The organism is Bifidobacterium sp. SO4 (genome assembly GCF_018555355.1).
GTDB classification, from domain to species: Bacteria; Actinomycetota; Actinomycetes; order Actinomycetales; family Bifidobacteriaceae; genus Bifidobacterium; species Bifidobacterium miconisargentati.
The window spans coordinates 14,957-33,480 of the sequence record NZ_JAFEJP010000022.1 but is presented as its reverse complement, the minus strand read 5'-3'; the positions used below and the strand labels follow the sequence as shown (position 1 = coordinate 33,480).

The window sequence follows — 18,524 nt, the reverse complement described above, 5'->3', positions numbered from 1 at the left end:
CAAGATCGCGGGCGTCCGACCGGAAGACCACAACGAAACACCAGCCGACACCGACTAGGATTTCGCGCTCACTTCCAGTGAGGCACCACTCCCGGTTTCGCGCTCACTTTCAAATGAGGCACCTCGGGGACGAGCGGGATTCATCCCCGTGATTTCCGCATCCTACGGCCGTGCTCCGTGTGTCCGGACCGCCGCGGCGATCCGCCGGACGAGCCATACCACGCCGAACCCGAGGAAGGAGAACACCGCGAACACCACGGTGAAATGCCATACGTCCGACATCGACGACCAGTCGAAAGAGCCGCCTTCAGCCGCTGGCTCGCACATGATGGCGAGCACGCAGACATCGTCGAACGGATGGATCAACGCCACGAGCAACGGCACGGCCGCCAACGTGCAGACCAAAGGGAACAGCAGCGCCCGCCACGGATGGGCCAACGATTCCTCGCGCGAGGCGTATGCGCCGCACGCCACCAACAGGACCGGCGGAATCACGAAATTGATGAGCAACGCACCGACCATCGCCGCTCCACCGCCGGCGATCGCGCAGCCCAACAACGTGCCGTAGATCAAGACGACCGTCAACCAGCAGCCGAACCGCACCGTATCCCGTCGGATCCATGCCAGCAGACGGCCGCTCGCGCTCGCCGGCGGCGGGTCCACGAACAGTTCACGCAGCCCATACCGGCCGATGGCGAAACAGACGAACGCGATCGCCGCATAGGCGGCCAGCAGTATCAGACAGCCTCCCAACGTGGTCGCCGCAAGCCGGAGTCCCTCGGTACGCATCAGCGCCAGCCAATCCGCGAACGGCAGATACCGCCAATCGGCCCGGCCGCCGGGCATGAGCCGAAGGCTTGCCCAGCCGAAGCCGACCGGGCCGAGCAACGCGCTCGCCAACGGGAACGACAGGCTCCCGGAACGGATCGAACCGAGTATCAGATTGGCGAGTCCCAATCCCACCGGCCATAGTCCGATCATGCTGGTCTGCCAGGCGAACCCCGGCAGCACGGTCCTGGTGGTTTCCGAGGTGAGTGCCGGGTCGATGACGAACAGTCCCGATGCCCAGACGAGCAGTATCAGCAACATGCCCAGTGCGGCGATGCCGATGCCGTGCGCGCGATTCCATGTGAACCGAGGCAAGGCTGTGCGCCGTGCGTCGTCGACGGGGAAATCCGATGGGCGCGGGGAGCGGGAAGTCGATGGTGCAGAGGTCATGACGGCCTCCTTTCCTGCCGGCGTACCGGCATCCGGCCGATGAACCGCGATGTCCATCGGCATGTCTGGTGATTCCATCGTAGAACGGCGGCGGCCGGATACGCGCGGACGTCAATGGTACCCTGTCGTCGGGCACCGGCCTGGACCGGTACCGCCGGTTGCTGGAACAACAAAACGGCGTCCTGCATATCGAAATGCAGGACGCCGAATGGACGTTGTCAGCCGTCATACCGCTGACAACACATTGAGATTAACGAACCCGATCAGCCGACGGACTTCTGGGCGGTCTCCACACCGAAGAAGCCGACGATGAGCATCGAGGCGATGGCGATCACGGAGATGGACACGAAGATGGACGTGGCGCCCAGCGAGACGAGCATCCAGCCCACCACCATAGGCATCAGCACGTTGAGCAGCTTGGCGATGGCGTTGGCCACACCCACGCAGCGGAAGCGCACCTTGGTGGCGAACAGCTCGGGGGCGTACACGGCCACCACGGAGGCCATGAGCACGTAGAGGCACATCATGAGCAGGAAGCCCACGATGATGGCGCCGGCGGTGGAGGTCTGGAAGGCGTAGAGCATGCCGAACACGCCGGTGAACAGGAAGGCCGGCACGATGGTGCGCTTGCGGCCGATGCGGTCGATGAGCAGGGAGCCGATGAGGCAGCCCACCGGGGCGCCGAGCATCATCATCGTGGAGGTGGTCAGCGAGGCGGACAGGTTGATGCCGCGCTTGACCAGGATGGTCGGCACCCAGGAGGTGAAGGCGTAGGAGCACACGTTGGTGGCGCTCACGGCCACGATGGCCACGAGCAGGCAGATGCCGAGCGAACGGCCGCCGGCGTTGCGGGTGGAATCCGCCTTGGACGCCGTCACGGATTCGGCCGGTTCGGAACCATTGGCCTCAAGCTGCTTGACGATGGCGTCGGCCTCATCGTAACGGCCATGCACCGCGAGCCAACGCGGGGACTCGGGGATGTCGCGGCGCAGCCACCAGATCACGGCAGCCACCAAACCGATGCCCACGAACAGCGGACGCCAGCTCCAGCGGGGGATGATGAACGCGCACAGCAGCATGGCGATCGGCACGCCGCAGTTGGCCACGAGCGAGACGATCGCGCACCAGTGGCCGCGGCGGTTCATCGGGGCGAACTCGTTGACCATGGCGAAGCCGGTCACGATCTCGGCGCCGAGGCCGAGGCCCGCGCCGAGGCGGCACAGGGAGAGAATGGCCATGTTCGGGGCGAACGCGCCGAGGAAGGTGAAGCCGCCGAACAGCAGCAGGTTGATCTGGTAGGCCACGCGGCGGCCCTTCAGATCGCCCACGAAGCCGGCCAGCAGGGAGCCGACCAGCAGACCAAGGAAGCCCGCGGACATGAACGTGGAGTTCTGGGCCACGGTGGACCAGTGGGTGGACAGCGCGCTGGAAGCCACGGCGCTGCCGATGTATACGTCGATGCTGTCCATCAGCATGCCGGCCGCCACCAGGGCGACGATGCGATGGAACATCGGGGTTTCATGCGCGCGATCCACGCGCGAGATGATTTCTTCTACCTGAGTGCGATTCGCGGCGGCCTCACGCACCTGCGTGGAATTCATGGCCGTGGAATTGCGGGAAATCTGCTGTTCAGCAGCAGTCATAATGAGCGCCTCTTCTACATCCTGCCCGACGGCAACCGCTCAACGGTATATTGCCGGCGGGCGAACTCTTGACTTCGCCCGTGATCCCGTTCTCCCTCCCATTGTGTGGGATGGGCGTCGGATGCGGGCGGCGTCTTGAATTCACCTACGGTGGGCAATCGTTGTGAGATTGCCCACGTACGTCAGGAAAGAACTATAGGTGCGCTCCCGCAGGCTGCTCGGCGACGGCCACATTGTGAACGGTAGCCGTCAGGGGAAACAACGAAAAAGGGCGGCCCGATAAGGGTCGCCCTGAAATCATGACGTCACGGTAACCGCGGACTACTGCCGCTCCTGCTGCTTCGCCGCCAGAATCTCGTCCACCAACTTCGGTTTCTCCGTGAGCTGGCCGGTGAAGCCCGGACGGATGTCCATGTGCAGCACCAGCGACGTGCGGTAGCCTTGTTCGGCGAGTTTCTTGGCGGCCTCGCCGGCCACCTTGAGCACGTCGTCCAGATCGCCCTCCACGTTGGTGAACAGCGCGTTGGTCTCCTGCGGCAGGCCCGATTCGCGGATCACCTCGATGGCCTGCGACACGTACGGCGAGACCTCCGAACCCACGCCCGCGGCGGACACCTGGATGGCGGCCACGGTGTTGAGGTACGGCTTGCCGGTGACCGGATCGACCGGCACTTCCTGCCTGACGGCGTTGCGGTCAAGAACCATGGGGTATTCCTTTCCCTATAAACGTGGGTGGCTCCCCTCGGAAAGCGAAGGGAGCCACCGATTACCGATGCGTCAGCGGTACTTCCAGAAGTGATCCATCGGACCGGAGCCCTGGCCCAGGTCCAGCATGGCCTTGAGCGCGCCGGTCAGGTACTTCTTGGCGTGCTTGATGGCCTTGGGCAGCGAGTCGCCCTGCGCCAGATAGGCGGCGATGGCGGAGCTCAGCGTGCAGCCGGTGCCGTGGGTGTTCGGGTTGTCGATGCGTTCGCCGTCGAACCAGGTCACGGTGCCGTCGGTCTCCACCAGCACGTCGTTGGCGTCCTCGGTGCCGTGTCCGCCCTTGACGAGCGCCGCGCAGCCGAACTTGTCCACGATGCGGCGGGCCGCGGCCTCCATGTCCTCCTGGTCGTGGATCAGCGTGTCCGTGAGCACCTCGGCCTCGGGGATGTTCGGCGTGACCACCGTGGCCATCGGGAACAGGCGGCCGGTCAGCGCGGCGATGGCGTCGTCGCTGATGAGCTTGGCGCCCGAAGTGGCCACCATCACCGGGTCGAGCACGATGTTCGTGGCGTGATGGGCGGTCAGACGGTCGGCGATGGTGTCGATGATGTCGGTCGCGGAGACCATGCCGATCTTCACGGCCAGCGGCGGGATGTCCTCGAAGACCATGTCAATCTGGTCGGCCAGGATTTCCGGCTTGGTGTCCTGGATGGAACGCACGCCGGTGGTGTTCTGCGCGGTGAGCGCGGTGATGGCGCTCATGCCGAACACGCCGCAGGCCATCATGGTTTTGAGATCGGCCTGCATGCCGGCGCCACCGGAGGAATCCGATCCGGAGATGGCGAGTACGGGCGGCAACGTGGACATGGTTCTTCCTTTCTTCCGTGTGAAGTCGGCTTTATGTTACTGCGCGCTCTGGTACAGCTTGGAGCCGCCCTCCTGGAACCTGCGGCTCATCTCGGCCATGCCGGCCTGGATGTCCTCGGCGGTGGCGGTGGCGCCGGCGGAAGCCGGGGTGCTCATCGCGCCGCGGGCCTCCTGCGCGGAGGGGATCTTTCCGGCGAGCGTATCGGCCACGAGCTGCTCCTGGGCCGCCGCGCCGCCGAACTGCTTGCGGATGTTCTGCGAGATGGCCATCGAGCAGAACTTCGGGCCGCACATCGAGCAGAAGTGCGCCATCTTGGCCGGTTCGGCGGGCAGGGTCTCGTCGTGGAAGGCGATGGCGGTGTCCGGATCGTAGGAGAGGTTGAACTGGTCGAGCCAACGGAACTCGAAGCGGGCCTTGGAGATGGCCAGGTCGCGGTCCTGCGCGTGCGGGTGGTGCTTGGCGATGTCCGCCGCGTGGCAGGCGATCTTGTAGGCGATCACGCCCTGCTTGACATCGTCCTTGTTCGGCAGACCGAGGTGCTCCTTCGGGGTCACGTAGCACAGCATGGCGGTGCCGTAGCGGGCGATCTCCACGCCGCCGATGGCGGAGGTGATGTGGTCGTAGCCCGGCGCGGTGTCCGTGGTCAGCGGGCCGAGCGTGTAGAACGGGGCGTCCTTGCAGATCGCCTTCTCCATCTCGATGTTCATGCGCACGGTGTCGAACGGGATGTGGCCCGGGCCCTCGATCATCACCTGCACGTCCTTGGCCCACGCGCGCTGGGTGAGCTCGCCCAGCGTCATGAGCTCGGCGAGCTGGGCCGCGTCGTTGGCGTCCGCGAGGGAGCCGGGGCGCAGGCCGTCGCCCAGCGAGAACGCCACGTCGTACTTGGCGAAGATGTCGCACAGCTCGTCGAAGTGCGTGTACAGGAAGCTCTCCTGATGGTGCTGCAGGCACCATTCGGCCATGATCGAACCGCCGCGGGAGACGATGCCGGTCACGCGGTTGGCGGTCAGCGGCACGAAGCGCAGCAGCACGCCGGCGTGGATGGTCATGTAATCCACGCCCTGCTCACACTGTTCGATCACGGTGTCGCGGAACAGCTCCCAGCTGAGCTTGGAGGCGTCGTCCTCGACCTTCTCGAGCGCCTGGTACATCGGCACGGTGCCGATCGGCACGGGGGAGTTCCTGAGGATCCACTCGCGCGTGGTGTGGATGTCGTTGCCGGTCGAAAGGTCCATGACCGTGTCGGCTCCCCACTTGGTGGCCCAGGTCAGCTTCTCCACCTCCTCGTCGATGGAGGAGGTCACGGCCGAGTTGCCCATGTTGGCGTTGAGCTTGGTCAGGAACGCGGATCCGATGATCATCGGCTCGGCTTCCGGATGGTTGATGTTGCACGGCATCACCGCGCGGCCGGCGGCGAGCTCCGAACGAACGAGTTCCACGTCGCAGTTCTCGCGTTCGGCCACGTACTTCATCTCGGGGGTCACGATGCCGTGGCGGGCGTACCACATCTGGGTCACCGGGTGGTCCTTGGCGCGCATCGGCTGGTGCGTGCGGCCACGCCATTCCTTGGTGGCGCGGCCGCGCTTGATGGCGCGCTTGCCGTCGTCCTCCAGGTTGCGAGCACGGCCCTCGTATTCCTCAACGTCGCCACGGTCCTTGATCCAGTCGAGACGCAGGGGCTTCAGGCCCTCCTTCGGATCGCACTTGGGGCCTTCGGTGTTGTAGTCGATGAACGGCGGGTTCGGTCCCACACCGGGCGTGTCCGAGAGCTTGATCTCGGTGTACGGCACCTCGAGGTCGTAGGAGCCGAACTGGTTCTCGAAATGCACGGGCTTGGTCTTGCGGATGTGCGCCTTGTCGCGCTGGGCCGAGCCGCGGGCGGCGATGTCCACGCGCTGCTGCTTGGCGAGCTTCTGCGCGGCCTTGGCCTCCTTGGCGTTGGTGAACCGCTTGTCGGCGGCCTCGCTGCCCGCCGGCGCGGTGCCCTCCTGGGCGGCCTGCGTGTCCGCCGCGGGGGAGTGGGTCACGATGCGCTTGGCATAGCCGTGCTTCGCTTCGCCGCGCACGGCCTTCCAGCCCTCGACCATCGCGCGGGTGGTCGTCTCGGGATCGTCGGCGCCGGCGATGGCGGAGACCGCGAACCAGCCTGCCGCCTTGGTGTGCGCCAGCATGTCCATGTCGGCCGCGGTCACGCCGCCGCCCACCACCACCGGGAAATCGCAGGCGGCGCAGATGGTGTCGATCTGCTTGGCGTCCAGCGTCTTGCCGGAACCGTCGTTGCCGCCTACGGAGGCCTCCGGCTTGGTGGTGGAGACGTGCAGCGGGCCGGCGCCGATGTAGTCGATGCAGCCGTCCGGCAGTTCGTTGATGAGCTTGACCAGCGCCTCGGTCTCGGCGGACAGGCCCACGATGGCGTCGTCGCCGAGCAATGCGCGGGCCTCGCGCGGCTCCATGTCGGTCTGGCCGATGTGCACGCCGTCCACCTTGATGCCCTTGCGACGGGCCTGCCAGACCACGTCCGCGCGGTCGTCGATCACGAAGGCCACGGAGTCGGACTTGTCGTTGTCCTCGATGATCTGGGCGATGTCCTGCGCCATCGCGGTCAGTTCGGAGGCGTCCGCGTGCTTGGCGCGCAGCTGCAGGAAGGTCGCGCCGCCGCGCAGTGCCTGGTCCACCACGTCGGTCAGCGGGCGGCCCTTGCAGTCCTCGGGGCCCACCACGAAGTACGCGGACAGGTCGAACGAGTCGCGCATGGATGCGTACGGGTATTCGTTGCTCATTGGTTGTTCCTTTGATTGGATAAATAGGAAGTCTGTATGGAATAGGAAATTGACGGTTTGGTGTGGCTCCCCTCAGTCACCTACGGTGACAGCTCCCCTCGGAGAGGGGAGCCTAGAAACTGCGGAAAGCAGTACGATCAGTAAGCCAGAATCTCCGAATCGGCCACCTGTTCGGGCGTGAGGTTCCACAGCGCATCCAGCAGATGCACCTGGAACGAGCCCGGCCCTTCGGCCTTGGCCTCGGCCGCTTCGGCGGCGCGGTTGTACAGCAGGGAGGCGGCCAGGGCGGCCGTCAACGGCTCGGCCACGGCCAGATACGTGGCGGTCACGCCGCCCAGCGAGCATCCCGCACCGGTGATCTTGGCCATCATCGCGCTGCCACCCGGCAGACGGTACGTCCGTTCGCCGTCGGTCACGAGGTCCACGGCGCCGGACACAGCCACGGCGGCCTTGTCTTCGGGCGCCGAATCCGCGAGGAAACGGGCCAGACGTTTCGCCGGTTCCACGGCCGCGTCCACCTCATCCACCGATTCCACGCCGGCCGGACGGCTCGTCTCGCCGTCGGCCGTGGCCAGGCCCCACATGTTCGTCAGGGCGATGATCTCCGAGGCATTGCCGCGCACGATGGTCGGGGGAGCGGCACGGAATGCACGCAGGATCTCGGTGCGGGTCTTGCCGATGCCGGCCGCCACCGGGTCGAGCACCCACTTGTGCCCGCTCTTATGGAACGCGCGTGCGATCTGCGGCAGTGCTTCCGCATAGAACGGCAGCAGCGTGCCCACGTTGATGTAGTCCGCGCCGGAGATGGAGGCCGTGTCGATCACGTCGTCCGGCAGGAAGCTCATGGCCGCCGTGCCGCCGGCCGCAAGCTGCGCGTTGGCCACCAGGTTGATGGTCACGAAGTTGGTGAACGACTGCGCCAGCGGCGTCCTGGCCTTGACATTGCGCACCGCCTGCGCGATGGAGGCCCGTAAAGCCGTCAGATCGGGCTTCCCGTCTGTATGCGTGCCGTCGTTCAGTTGATTGGATGTACCACAATGTACGTGCGAATCATCGCTCATATCACTGCTCCCTACGATGGTCTTAACCAACAGGTTCAAAGGGTCAGGCGCGAAGCCATTCTCAACCCGCCGTTGACGCGGGTCCCCCTGCATTACGCAGCCCAACGTATGCCCGAATCCAGACAATTTCGTCACAAAATCGCACGGAATCGTTGATTTGCGGCCATTGCCTCTGGCGCGTCGCGCGCCGCCGTGGTATTGGGCCGGCACTCAGGTTTTTGGCTCACCTCGATGAGGGGAGCTGGCCGCGAAGCGGACTGAGAGGAGACCGGCCGGATGGCTTTCGGCAATCATATGGCGTCGGGTCTCTCCTGCAGCCGCTCATCCCGCCCCGACCCGTGTAGGATGAAACCGTTTGCGTGAGCCCATCCACAGGGGAGGAACCATGACCGATCAATCCGCCGTCGATATCGAACAGATCAGGGACTATTCGCGCGCGTTCAACGCCGACCGCGCCAATCTCGTGGCCGCCAACGCCGCCGTCTCCACCGGCGTGCTCGCCGCCGCCACCGATTACCAGGGCCTGCGCGCCCTGCCGCGCGACTTCTCCATCGAGCTCAAGCAGGGTTCGATCACCAACCAGGAACGTTCCGGCCGTTGCTGGATGTTCGCGTCCCTGAACACCCTGCGCTACGAGCTCATGCACCGCTGGAACCTCGAGGACTTCGAGTTCTCCGAAATCTACCTATTCTTCTGGGACGCCATCGAGAAGTCCAACACCTATCTCGAGCATGTGCTGGAAACCCTGGATGAGCCCACCGATTCCCGCATCTTCGAAGTCATCAATGACGGCCCGTCCGACGACGGCGGCTGGTGGCAGATGTTCGCCGCGCTGGTGAACAAGTACGGCCTCGTGCCCAAGTCCGCCTACCCCGAATCCGCGAACTCCCGCGACTCGGACGCCTTCAAGCAGTACCTCAACACCAAGTTGCGCGAGTTTGCCGCCGATCTGCGCCGCCGTCACGAGGCTGGCGAGACATTGGACGCCCTGCGCGAGGCCAAGCGCGAGGACATGGCCACCGTCTACCGCATCTGCGCGATCGCGCTCGGCGAGCCGCCGGCGACGTTCGACTTCCTGGCCCGCGTCAAGGACGACGATGACGATAAGGACGGCGAGTCGGGCAAGGCCGGACAGTCCAAGCAGGAATCCGGCATGGACGAGCGCAGGCAGATCCGCGAAACCGGCATCACCCCGATGGAGTTCTACCGCAAGTACGTACCGGTGGACGTCAACGACTTCGTGACCATCTCCAACGCCCCGATGAAGCGCACCCCGTTCAACACGCGCTACCGCATCCGCTACACCGCGAACGTCATCGAGGCGGGCGACATGGAATTCGTCAACGTGCCGCTTGACGTGTTCAAGAAGGCCGCCGTGGACCAGCTCAAGGCCGGCCACCCGATCTGGTTCGCCTGCGACTGCATGCAGTTCGCGCTGCGCGGCGAGGGCGTCTTCGACCGCGACACCGTGCGCGTGGACCAGCTGTTCGGCACCGAATTCACGTTCGACAAGGCGGACGGCCTCGAATACGGCGACCGTCCCAGCAACCACGCGATGACCCTCACCGGCGTAAACCTGGATGACAACGGCAAGCCGGATCGCTGGAAGATCGAGAACAGCTGGGGCAAGGACAACGGCAAGGACGGCTACTATGTGGCCTCCGACGCCTGGTTCGACCAGTTCGTCACCGAAATCATCATCCGCAAGGACATGCTCGACGAGGCGACGCTCAAGCTCGCCCAGGCCGAACCGGTCGAGCTTGACCCCTGGCAGCCCCTCACCCGCCCCTGCCGCTGATTTTCGCAATTCCAGGGTATGGAAGGGATGTAGGGGAGTGCCGCTATCCTGAAGCGGTTGTAACCAAGTCCCCAAACCGTTCAAACCAGAAGGTGCATTGTGGCTCAATCCAAACTCGATGAAGTCGTATCCCTTGCGAAGCGTCGCGGCTTCGTGTTCCCCGCCGGCGAGATCTACGGCGGCACCCGTTCCGCTTGGGATTACGGTCCTCTCGGCGTCGCGCTGAAGGACAACATCAAGCGCGAATGGTGGCGTTCCATGGTCGTCACCCGCCCCGACGTGGTGGGCGTCGACACCTCCATCATCCTGCCGCCCGAGGTGTGGGTCGCTTCCGGCCACGTGAGCGTCTTCAACGATCCGCTCGTCGAGTGCCTCAACTGCCACAAGCGCAACCGTGCGGACAAGCTCGAGGAGTCCTACGCCGAGAAGCACGGCGACAAGATGCCCGAGAACGGCATGAAGGACATCGTCTGCCCGAACTGCGGCACCCGCGGCGAGTGGACCGAACCGCGCGACTTCAACATGATGCTGCGCACCCACCTGGGTCCGGTCGAGGACGAGAACAGCCTGCACTACCTGCGCCCGGAGACCGCCCAGGGCATCTTCGTGGACTTCAAGAACGTGATGACCTCCTCCCGTTCCAAGCCGCCGTTCGGCATCGCCAACATGGGCAAGTCCTTCCGTAACGAGATCACGCCCGGCAACTTCATCTTCCGCACCCGCGAGTTCGAGCAGATGGAGATGGAGTTCTTCGTGGCCCCCGGCACGGATGAGGAATGGCACCAGTATTGGATCGACGCCCGTACCCAGTGGTACTTGGACCTCGGCGTCAAGCCGGAGAACCTGCGTCACTACGAGCACCCGAAGGAGAAGCTGGCCCACTACTCCAAGCGCACCGTGGACATCGAATACAAGTTCGGTTTCCAGGGCTCCGACTGGGGCGAGCTTGAGGGCGTGGCCAACCGCACCGACTTCGACCTGTCCGCGCACGCCAAGCACTCCGGCGAGGATCTGAGCTACTTCAACCAGGCCACCGGCGAGAAGTACGTGCCGTACGTCATCGAGCCGGCCGCCGGCCTGACCCGCTCCCTCATGTGCTTCCTGGTGGACGCCTACGACGTGGACGAGGCCCCGAACACCAAGGGCGGCGTGGACAAGCGCACCGTGCTGCGCCTCGACCCGCGTCTGGCCCCCATCAAGGCCGCCGTGCTGCCGCTGTCCAAGAAGCCGGAGCTGCAGGAGGTGGCCCAGAACCTCGCCGCCGACCTGCGCTTCAACGAGTGGATGATCGACTACGACGAGTCCGGCGCCATCGGCCGCCGCTACCGTCGCCAGGACGAGATCGGCACCCCGCTGTGCATCACCGTGGACTTCGACACCCTCGACGACCACGCCGTGACCATTCGTGAGCGCGACACCATGGCCCAGGAGCGCGTCTCCCTGGACAAGGTGGCCGACTACGTCTCCGCACGCATCGGCGAGAAGCGCACCCGCGTGCCGCTGAAGCCCGTCGAGATGGGCGGCGAGCCCTGGCCCGCCTCCGGCATCCAGGAAGCCGGCGGCCTGTACTGATCGGCCGGCACGGAAGAGATATCGATTCTGGCTCCCCTCGCTGAGGGGAGCTGTCACCGTAGGTGACTGAGGGGAGCGCATTCCGCTACGGAATCCTCCCCTCAGTCTTGCAAAGCAAGACAGCTCCCCTCGGCGAGGGGAGTCGAACTATGTAGGAACAACGTGACAGACACTCCCGAAACCGTCATCGCAGCACCGCACGAGACCGACAACCTCGACCCGCGCACGGATGCGCCGGCCCGTGCGTCCGAACCCGTGCATATCGCCCCCGTCAGGCTCGGCGACATCACCGTGCCCACACCGGTCGTGCTCTCGCCCATGGCGGGCGTGACCAACTGGCCGTTCCGCGTGATCTGCGAGGAGTACGGCCCCGACGGCCTCTATGTGGCGGAGATGATCACCGCACGCGCACTGGTGGCGCGCAACCCCAAGGCCCTGCGTCTGTGCCACTTCGCGCCCAGCGAGAAGATCCGCTCGCTCCAGCTGTACGGCGTGAACCCCTCCATCACCGAACAGGCGGCGAAAATCGTGGTGGACGAGGGCATGGCCGACCATGTGGATCTCAACTTCGGCTGCCCGGTGCCCAAGGTCACCCGTCGCGGCGGCGGTTCGGCGCTGCCTTGGAAGACGGACATCTTCACCGAGCTCATCCAGCGCGTGGTCGCCGTGTGCGAGCCCGCCGGCATCCCGGTCACGGCCAAGATCCGCGTGGGCATCGACCATGAGCACGAGACCTTCCTGGAAGCCGGGCACATCGCCCAGGAGGAAGGCTGCCGCGCGGTGACCCTGCACGCCCGCACCACCGCCGAATACTATGGCGGCCACTCCGACTGGTCCCGCATCGGCGAGCTCAAGAGCAGCCTTGACATCCCCGTGTTCGGCAACGGCGACATCTGGGGCGCCGAGGACGCGCTTGAAATGGTGCGCGAGACCGGTTGCGACGGCGTGGCCATCGGCCGAGGCTGCCAGGGACGCCCGTGGCTGTTCGCCAATATCAAGAACGCCTTCGCGGGCAACCCCGAACGACTCAACCCGAATCTCGGCGAGGTCTGCCGGGTGATCCACCGTCACGCCGAACTGCTCACCGAGTTCTACGAGGGCGACGAGATGATGGCCGTGCATGACCTGCGCAAGCACATCGCCTGGTATCTCAAGGGATTCCCGGTGGGTGGCTCCACGCGCAAGGCCTTCATGGAATGCGAGAGCCTGGCGGACGTGGACCGCGAGATCAGCCGCCTGGACCCGACCATCGAATACCCGCCGCGCGTGGTGGACAAGCCGCGCGGCCGCGTGCGGTTCGCCAAGAAGGTCCATCTGCCCTACGGCTGGCTTGATTCGCGCACCACCACCCATGAGGGTCGCGAGGCCCTCTTCGGCGACGACCCGATGGACGCCAGCTACTGACCGCACGCCTGGCGGAACCGGTCCGGAGGACGCCCCGGACCGGAAAAACGGCAAACGTACGCAAAAAGACGAAAATATCCACACAACACGCGCGGTTGGGCGTGTGAATTTCCCCCAGGCAGTAGCCTAGGTGCGCTACTCTTGGGTGTAACCGTGAAGTGACAGGAGCCAAACGTGAGCGAGATCGCGCAGACAGAGTTCAACGACAAGACCAACATCAAGGTCGTCGGCGTCGGTGGTGCCGGCGGAAACGCCGTTAACCGCATGATCGCCGAAGGCTTGCAGAACGTCGAGTTTGTAGCGGTAAACACCGACGCGAAGGATCTCCTCCGCTCCGACGCGGACGTGAAGATCTCCCTGTCCGACCAGACCAGCCGCGGGCTCGGCGCCGGAGCCGACCCGGAGAAGGGCGCCAAGGCCGCCCAGGACCACCAGTCCGACATCGAGGAGGCCCTGAAGGGCTCCGACATGGTCTTCGTCACCTGCGGCGAGGGCGGCGGCACCGGTACCGGCGCCAGCCCGATCGTGGCCCGTGCGGCCCACCAGCAGGGCGCCCTGACCATCGCCGTGGTCACCCGTCCATTCAGCTTCGAGGGCCCGCAGCGCGCCGCCTCCGCCGACTACGGCATCGACAACCTGCGCAAGGAGGTCGACGCCCTCATCGTCATCCCGAACGACCGGTTGCTGGAGCTTTCCGACCGTTCCATCGGCATCATCGAGGCCTTCAAGACCGCCGACACCGCACTGCTGGCCGGCGTGCAGGGCATCACCGACCTGATTTCCGCGAATTCGTACATCCACGTCGACTTCAACGACGTGAACTCCATCCTGCGCGGCGCCGGCACCGCACTGTTCGGCATCGGTTCGGCGCGGGGCGAGGATCGCGCCACCCAGGCCGCCGAAATCGCCATCAGCTCCCCGCTGCTGGAGGAAAGCATCGAGGGCGCCCACGGTGCGCTCATCAACATCGCCGGCCCCACCGACCTGAAGCTGCAGGAGGCCTCCGCCGCCACCGAGCTGGTTCGCAAGGCCATCCACCCCGAAGCCCAGATCATCTGGGGTCTCGCGCTGGACGACGCCTACGGCGACGAGGTGCGCGTCACGGTCATCGCCGCCGGTTTCGACCCGGTCTCCGCCCAGGAAGCCGCCCAGCAGCAGAAGCCGGTGAGCCCCGTGGTGCCCACCAGCGCGCTGAGCCATCCGCCGGTCCGCCAGGCCACCGCGCCGCAGACCGCTGCCGCCGCTCAGCCCCAGCCGGCCGTGCAGCAGCCCGCGGTGTCCCAGCCGCGTCCGGCCACGACCCAGCCGACGTACGCGCCCAGTACCCCGGCCTCGCTGCCGTTCGACGACCCGACCACCGAACGTCCGGCCGTCGCCCCAAGCGACCCGATGGGCGATCTCGACATTCCCGACTTCCTGCGCTGAAGCTGACCGCTGAAAGGATCGAACCATGGCAGGGTTCATGAAGAACGCTATGTCCTACCTCGGCATGAGTGACGTGGTGGACGACGATGACGACTACATCGAGGAGGAGGAACCGGTCCAGCCGGCCCCCAAGCCCACGTTCGACTCCGACCACACGGTGACCCCGATGCCGGCGGCTACCACCAGCTCGCCGTCCTCGACCAAACAGTTCCCGGTCGGCCGCGTCAACCGCATCACCACCATCCACCCGAAGTCCTATGAGGATGCCCAGCTCGTGGGCCGCGCCCTGCGCGACGGCGTGCCGGTGGTGCTCAACCTGACCGGCGTGTCCGAGGCCGTGGCATACCGCATCGTGGACTTCTCCGCAGGCGTGGTCTTCGGCGTGCGCGGCTCGCTGGAGCGCGTCACCCCGCGTGTGTTCCTCCTGAGCCCCGCCCAGGTGAACATCAAGGTCGAGGAGCCCACCGCCCCCGCATCCGCCCACGACCTCTTCGCGGACTAGTCCCATCCTGGCTCCCCTCTCTAAGGGGAGTTGCCGGCGCAGCTGATTAAGGGGAATGGATCCGAACAGGGGTTGCCGGTAATCGGACGATCGTTTCCCGTCATCTTTCAGCCGACTCCCAGCAAGGAGTCGGCTTTCGCATATCCGGCCACCAGCGAACATTTCACCGCCGCTTGTTAGGCTGGCAGCATGTTATCCCTGACTTTCGCCGTGATCGGCCGCATCCTTGCATGGCTGATCAACGCCTACATCACCGTCCTCTTCATCCGCATGATCCTCGACTGGGTCTCCCTGCTCGCCCGCAACTGGTATCCGCGCGGCGTGGTGGCCCAGCTCATCAACGCCGTCTATACCGTCACCGAACCGCCGCTCAGGTGGCTGCGCCAGTACATCCGCCCGCTGCCGCTCGGCGGCATGTACCTGGACATCAGCTTCATCGTCCTGTACTTCCTGCTCGTCGCCCTCGAATCGGTGATCATGATCATCTTCTGACCTTGCGGCCGCCGGCGCGGCAACACGGTTTTCGCGAACTTTATCCGCCATAAAACCGCGTTACTTGCCATGAAACGATGGGGTCGTGATAGCATCGTGATGATACCAACGTAAGCGAGGGCACTGCCCCAAAGCGAGGTGCAAGATTTATGGCTCTGTTGACGCCGAAGGATATTAGGGAGCATACCTTCCAGACCGTTCGATTCAAGGAAGGCTATGACGTCGATGAGGTTGACGACTTCCTCGATCAGGTCACGGAAACGGTCGAAGCTCTGGGACGTCAGGCGGTAGCCGGCGGCCAGTCCACCCAGGCCCTGGGTCCGGACGTGACCAGCCTCAACAACAAGATTTCCGAGCTGTCCGGTCAGGTGCAGCAGCTTCAGGCCGAGAACGAGAACCTGAAGAAGTCCGCCGCCGAGGCCCAGCAGGCTGCCGAATCCCGCGGCGATCAGGCCGCCCAGGTGGCCGCCACCAAGCTCAGCGAGGCCGAGGAATCCAACCGTGCGCTGGCCTCCCAGAACGAGCAGCTCAAGGGTCAGGTCGACCAGCTCAACGCCCAGATCGACCAGCTGACCGCCCAGGCCGCCCAGGCCTCCGGCAACCAGGAAGCCGTCGGCCAGCAGATCGCCGCCATCCAGCAGGAGCGCGACAAGTTCCGCGCCTCCGCCGAGGAGCTGTCCCGCAAGCTCGCCGCCGCCCAGCAGCAGGGTGCCGTGGCCCAGCAGCAGGCCGCCCAGATCCAGGATCTCTCCCGTCAGCTCGAAGAGGCCAAGCAGCGCGAGAACCAGCTGCGCAGCCAGGTCTCCAAGGTCGAACCAAGCACCGAGACCGGCTCCCTGCAGAAGATCGCAGGCGCCGCCTCCATGCCGGGCACCGAGCCCGAGCGCGCCACCGCCATGCTCACCCTGGCCATGCAGCTGCACGACCAGTACGTCGAGAAGGGCAAGAACAAGGCCCGCGAGATCGGCGAGGCCGCCCAGAACAAGTACGAGGACCTGGTCACCAAGGCCAACAACTACTCCGATCGCACCCGCGCCGAGGCCGACGATTACTCCGCCCGCACCCGTTCCGAGGCGGACACCTACTCCGACCGCACGCACTCCGAGGCCGACGCCTACCGCGACAAGACGCACGCGGACGCCGAGAACTACGCCAAGAACGTGCACTCCGAGGCCGACGCCTACTCCGTCAAGACCCGTCAGGACGCGGACAACTACTCCAAGACGCAGCACACCGACGCCGACAACTACGAGGCCGAAGTCCAGCGCCGCGCCGCCGAGTACGACAAGAAGACCCGTTCCGCCGCGGACACCTACGCCGAGCAGGTGCGCGACAACCTGCAGGCCCAGTCCAAGGTCATCGAGGGCAACATCCAGAGCCTCAAGCAGTTCGAGACCGAGTACCGCGCCCGCCTCACCGAGTTCCTCGGCCAGCTGGTTTCGCAGGTTTCCGAGTCCAACAACTACGAAGACCAGACCTCGAACAACTAAGGCATAGGCAGGGTCAAGTCGTATGACGAACCAACAGGGACGGCTGCGCACCCGCGCGGCCGTCTTTGCATGTGTGGCCGCGGTCGCGCTGATCATCGACCAGCTCACCAAGGCCTGGGCCATGGCGGCGCTGTCCGCCGGCCAGACCATCCGTATCATCCCCGGACTGCTGTCGCTCACGCTCGTGCGCAATCCCGGTGCCTCGCTCGGCATGGGTTCCGGCGCCACATGGGTGATCAGTCTGCTGGCCGTCGTGGCATGCGTGGCGCTGGTGGTGTTCGGCGTGCGTACCGTATCCATGAAATGGACGGTCACGCTGTCCTTCGCGTTCGCCGGGGCGTTCGGCAACCTCATCGACCGCGTGATGTACGCGGACGGATTCCTCAACGGCAAGGTGGTGGACTTCCTCAACTACGGCTGGTCCGTGGGCAACGTGGCGGATATCTACCTTGTGGTCGCCGGCGTGGTGTTGGTGCTGCTCATCCTGAAGGGCGAGCCGTTCAGCGCCAAGGATCTGGAAACGACCGATGCCACCCCGGAGGCGGACGCCAAGCAATGAGTCGCATGGTTCCCGCTCCCGACGCCCTCGTAGGCAAGCGTTTCGATGTCGCCGTGGCCAAGATGCTCGGCATTTCCCGATCCAAGGCCGCCGACCTCATTGATTCCGGTCAGGCGCGCGTGTTGGGCCGCGATGTCGCCCGTTCCAGCACCCTGGGTGCGGGGGAGACCGTCGAATTCGATCTTGTCGAGGAACACGCCGAACCCGAACCCATCGCCAATGACATGGCCGTGGTCTACGAGGACGACGATATCGTCGTCGTAGACAAGCCGGTCGGCGTGGCCGCCCACGCATCCGTCGGCTGGACCGGTCCAACCGTCCTGGGCTCGCTGCGTGACCGCGGCGTACACATCACCTCCTACGGCGCCGCTGGCCGCGAGGGCATCGTCTCCCGCCTGGACGTGGGCACGTCTGGTCTCATGCTCGTATGCAAATCCGATCTGGCATACACCGAGATGCGCCGTCAGTTCGCCGAACATGAGGTCAGGAAGACCTACCATGCGCTCGTGCAGGGCTCGTTGAAGCAGGACAAGGCCACCATCGAGGCACCCATCGGCCGCGCCAAGGTCTCCGATTTCCGATTCTGCGTGACCCCGGCCGGCAAGCCCGCCGTGACCCATTGGGATGTTCTGGAGCGGTTCGGCCATGAGGCCACGCTCGTCTCCGTGAACCTGGAGACCGGCCGCACGCATCAGATCCGCGTGCATTTCTCATCCATCGGGCATCCCCTGTGCGGCGACCCGATGTACGGCGCCAACCCGGTGCTCTCCGAGACGCTCGGCCTCGACCGCCAGTGGCTGCACGCCATGAAACTCGAATTTCGTCACCCCCGCACCCGTGTGTGGACCACCGTGGAATCCCATTACCCGGCCGACCTCGCCCAGGCGCTTGCCGTCATGCGGGCCCGCCATGCCGAGACCGACATCGTCACTGCCGAGTCCGACGCATCCGCCTCAGCCCTGGACGAAACGATTCTGGTCGACTAAGCGCTGCCAAGGCCACAA

The 18,524-nt window shown here is 65.3% G+C and carries 15 protein-coding genes and 1 riboswitch; of the genes, 9 read left to right on the top strand and 6 right to left on the bottom strand.

Features of this window, described 5'->3' with window-relative positions; translation table 11 throughout:
* Window positions 1-162 precede the first annotated feature (162 nt).
* From JS536_RS11200 to JS536_RS11175, 6 genes are all read right to left on the bottom strand, one after another.
* Complete coding sequence (locus tag JS536_RS11200) at window positions 163-1,218, bottom strand: hypothetical protein (protein WP_214356987.1); 1,056 nt, start codon at window positions 1,216-1,218, stop codon at window positions 163-165.
* A gap of 263 nt (window positions 1,219-1,481) precedes the next feature.
* Window positions 1,482-2,861, bottom strand: a complete 1,380-nt coding sequence (locus JS536_RS11195) for an MFS transporter (protein ID WP_214356986.1) — start codon at window positions 2,859-2,861, stop codon at window positions 1,482-1,484.
* Between the two features lie 321 nt (window positions 2,862-3,182).
* Complete coding sequence (locus JS536_RS11190) at window positions 3,183-3,566, bottom strand: thiamine-binding protein (RefSeq protein WP_214356985.1); 384 nt, start codon at window positions 3,564-3,566, stop codon at window positions 3,183-3,185.
* Between the two features lie 72 nt (window positions 3,567-3,638).
* Window positions 3,639-4,433 carry a bifunctional hydroxymethylpyrimidine kinase/phosphomethylpyrimidine kinase gene (gene thiD / locus JS536_RS11185; protein ID WP_214304656.1) on the bottom strand — a complete coding sequence of 265 codons (795 nt, stop codon included), beginning with the start codon at window positions 4,431-4,433 and terminating at the stop codon, window positions 3,639-3,641.
* 36 nt (window positions 4,434-4,469) lie between these two features.
* On the bottom strand, window positions 4,470-7,217 hold the full coding sequence (gene thiC / locus JS536_RS11180; protein WP_214356984.1) for a phosphomethylpyrimidine synthase ThiC: 2,748 nt from the start codon (window positions 7,215-7,217) through the stop codon (window positions 4,470-4,472).
* A 137-nt stretch (window positions 7,218-7,354) separates the two neighbouring features.
* Complete coding sequence (locus JS536_RS11175; protein ID WP_214356983.1) at window positions 7,355-8,278, bottom strand: hydroxyethylthiazole kinase; 924 nt, start codon at window positions 8,276-8,278, stop codon at window positions 7,355-7,357.
* Window positions 8,270-8,377, bottom strand: a riboswitch (TPP riboswitch). It overlaps the preceding gene by 9 nt.
* A 286-nt stretch (window positions 8,378-8,663) precedes the next feature.
* On the opposite strand from JS536_RS11175, the gene JS536_RS11170 reads away from it, so the two are divergent.
* From JS536_RS11170 to JS536_RS11130, 9 genes are all read left to right on the top strand, one after another.
* The gene (locus tag JS536_RS11170) at window positions 8,664-10,076 is read left to right on the top strand and encodes a C1 family peptidase (RefSeq protein ID WP_214356982.1); all 1,413 of its coding nucleotides are present in this window, start codon (window positions 8,664-8,666) and stop codon (window positions 10,074-10,076) included.
* A 99-nt stretch (window positions 10,077-10,175) separates the two neighbouring features.
* Window positions 10,176-11,648, top strand: a complete 1,473-nt coding sequence (locus JS536_RS11165) for a glycine--tRNA ligase (protein WP_214304652.1) — start codon at window positions 10,176-10,178, stop codon at window positions 11,646-11,648.
* Between the two features lie 162 nt (window positions 11,649-11,810).
* Window positions 11,811-13,052, top strand: coding sequence for a tRNA dihydrouridine synthase DusB (gene dusB / locus JS536_RS11160; RefSeq protein WP_214356981.1), 1,242 nt, complete (start codon window positions 11,811-11,813; stop codon window positions 13,050-13,052).
* Window positions 13,053-13,226: 174 nt separating this feature from the next.
* A complete protein-coding gene (ftsZ, locus tag JS536_RS11155; RefSeq protein ID WP_214356980.1) occupies window positions 13,227-14,477 on the top strand; it encodes a cell division protein FtsZ in 1,251 nt (416 codons plus the stop codon).
* Between the two features lie 25 nt (window positions 14,478-14,502).
* Window positions 14,503-14,979: a cell division protein SepF gene (locus JS536_RS11150; protein ID WP_214356979.1), complete on the top strand. Its 477-nt coding sequence runs from the start codon at window positions 14,503-14,505 to the stop codon at window positions 14,977-14,979.
* Between the two features lie 189 nt (window positions 14,980-15,168).
* On the top strand, window positions 15,169-15,471 hold the full coding sequence (locus JS536_RS11145) for a YggT family protein (RefSeq protein WP_214356978.1): 303 nt from the start codon (window positions 15,169-15,171) through the stop codon (window positions 15,469-15,471).
* 149 nt (window positions 15,472-15,620) lie between these two features.
* Window positions 15,621-16,961: a DivIVA domain-containing protein gene (locus JS536_RS11140; protein ID WP_214356977.1), complete on the top strand. Its 1,341-nt coding sequence runs from the start codon at window positions 15,621-15,623 to the stop codon at window positions 16,959-16,961.
* Between the two features lie 22 nt (window positions 16,962-16,983).
* Complete coding sequence (gene lspA, locus JS536_RS11135; protein WP_214304647.1) at window positions 16,984-17,520, top strand: signal peptidase II; 537 nt, start codon at window positions 16,984-16,986, stop codon at window positions 17,518-17,520.
* On the top strand, window positions 17,517-18,506 hold the full coding sequence (locus JS536_RS11130; protein ID WP_214356976.1) for an RluA family pseudouridine synthase: 990 nt from the start codon (window positions 17,517-17,519) through the stop codon (window positions 18,504-18,506). Before lspA ends, JS536_RS11130 begins: the two co-directional genes overlap by 4 nt.
* The last annotated feature ends 18 nt before the right edge of the window (window positions 18,507-18,524 follow it).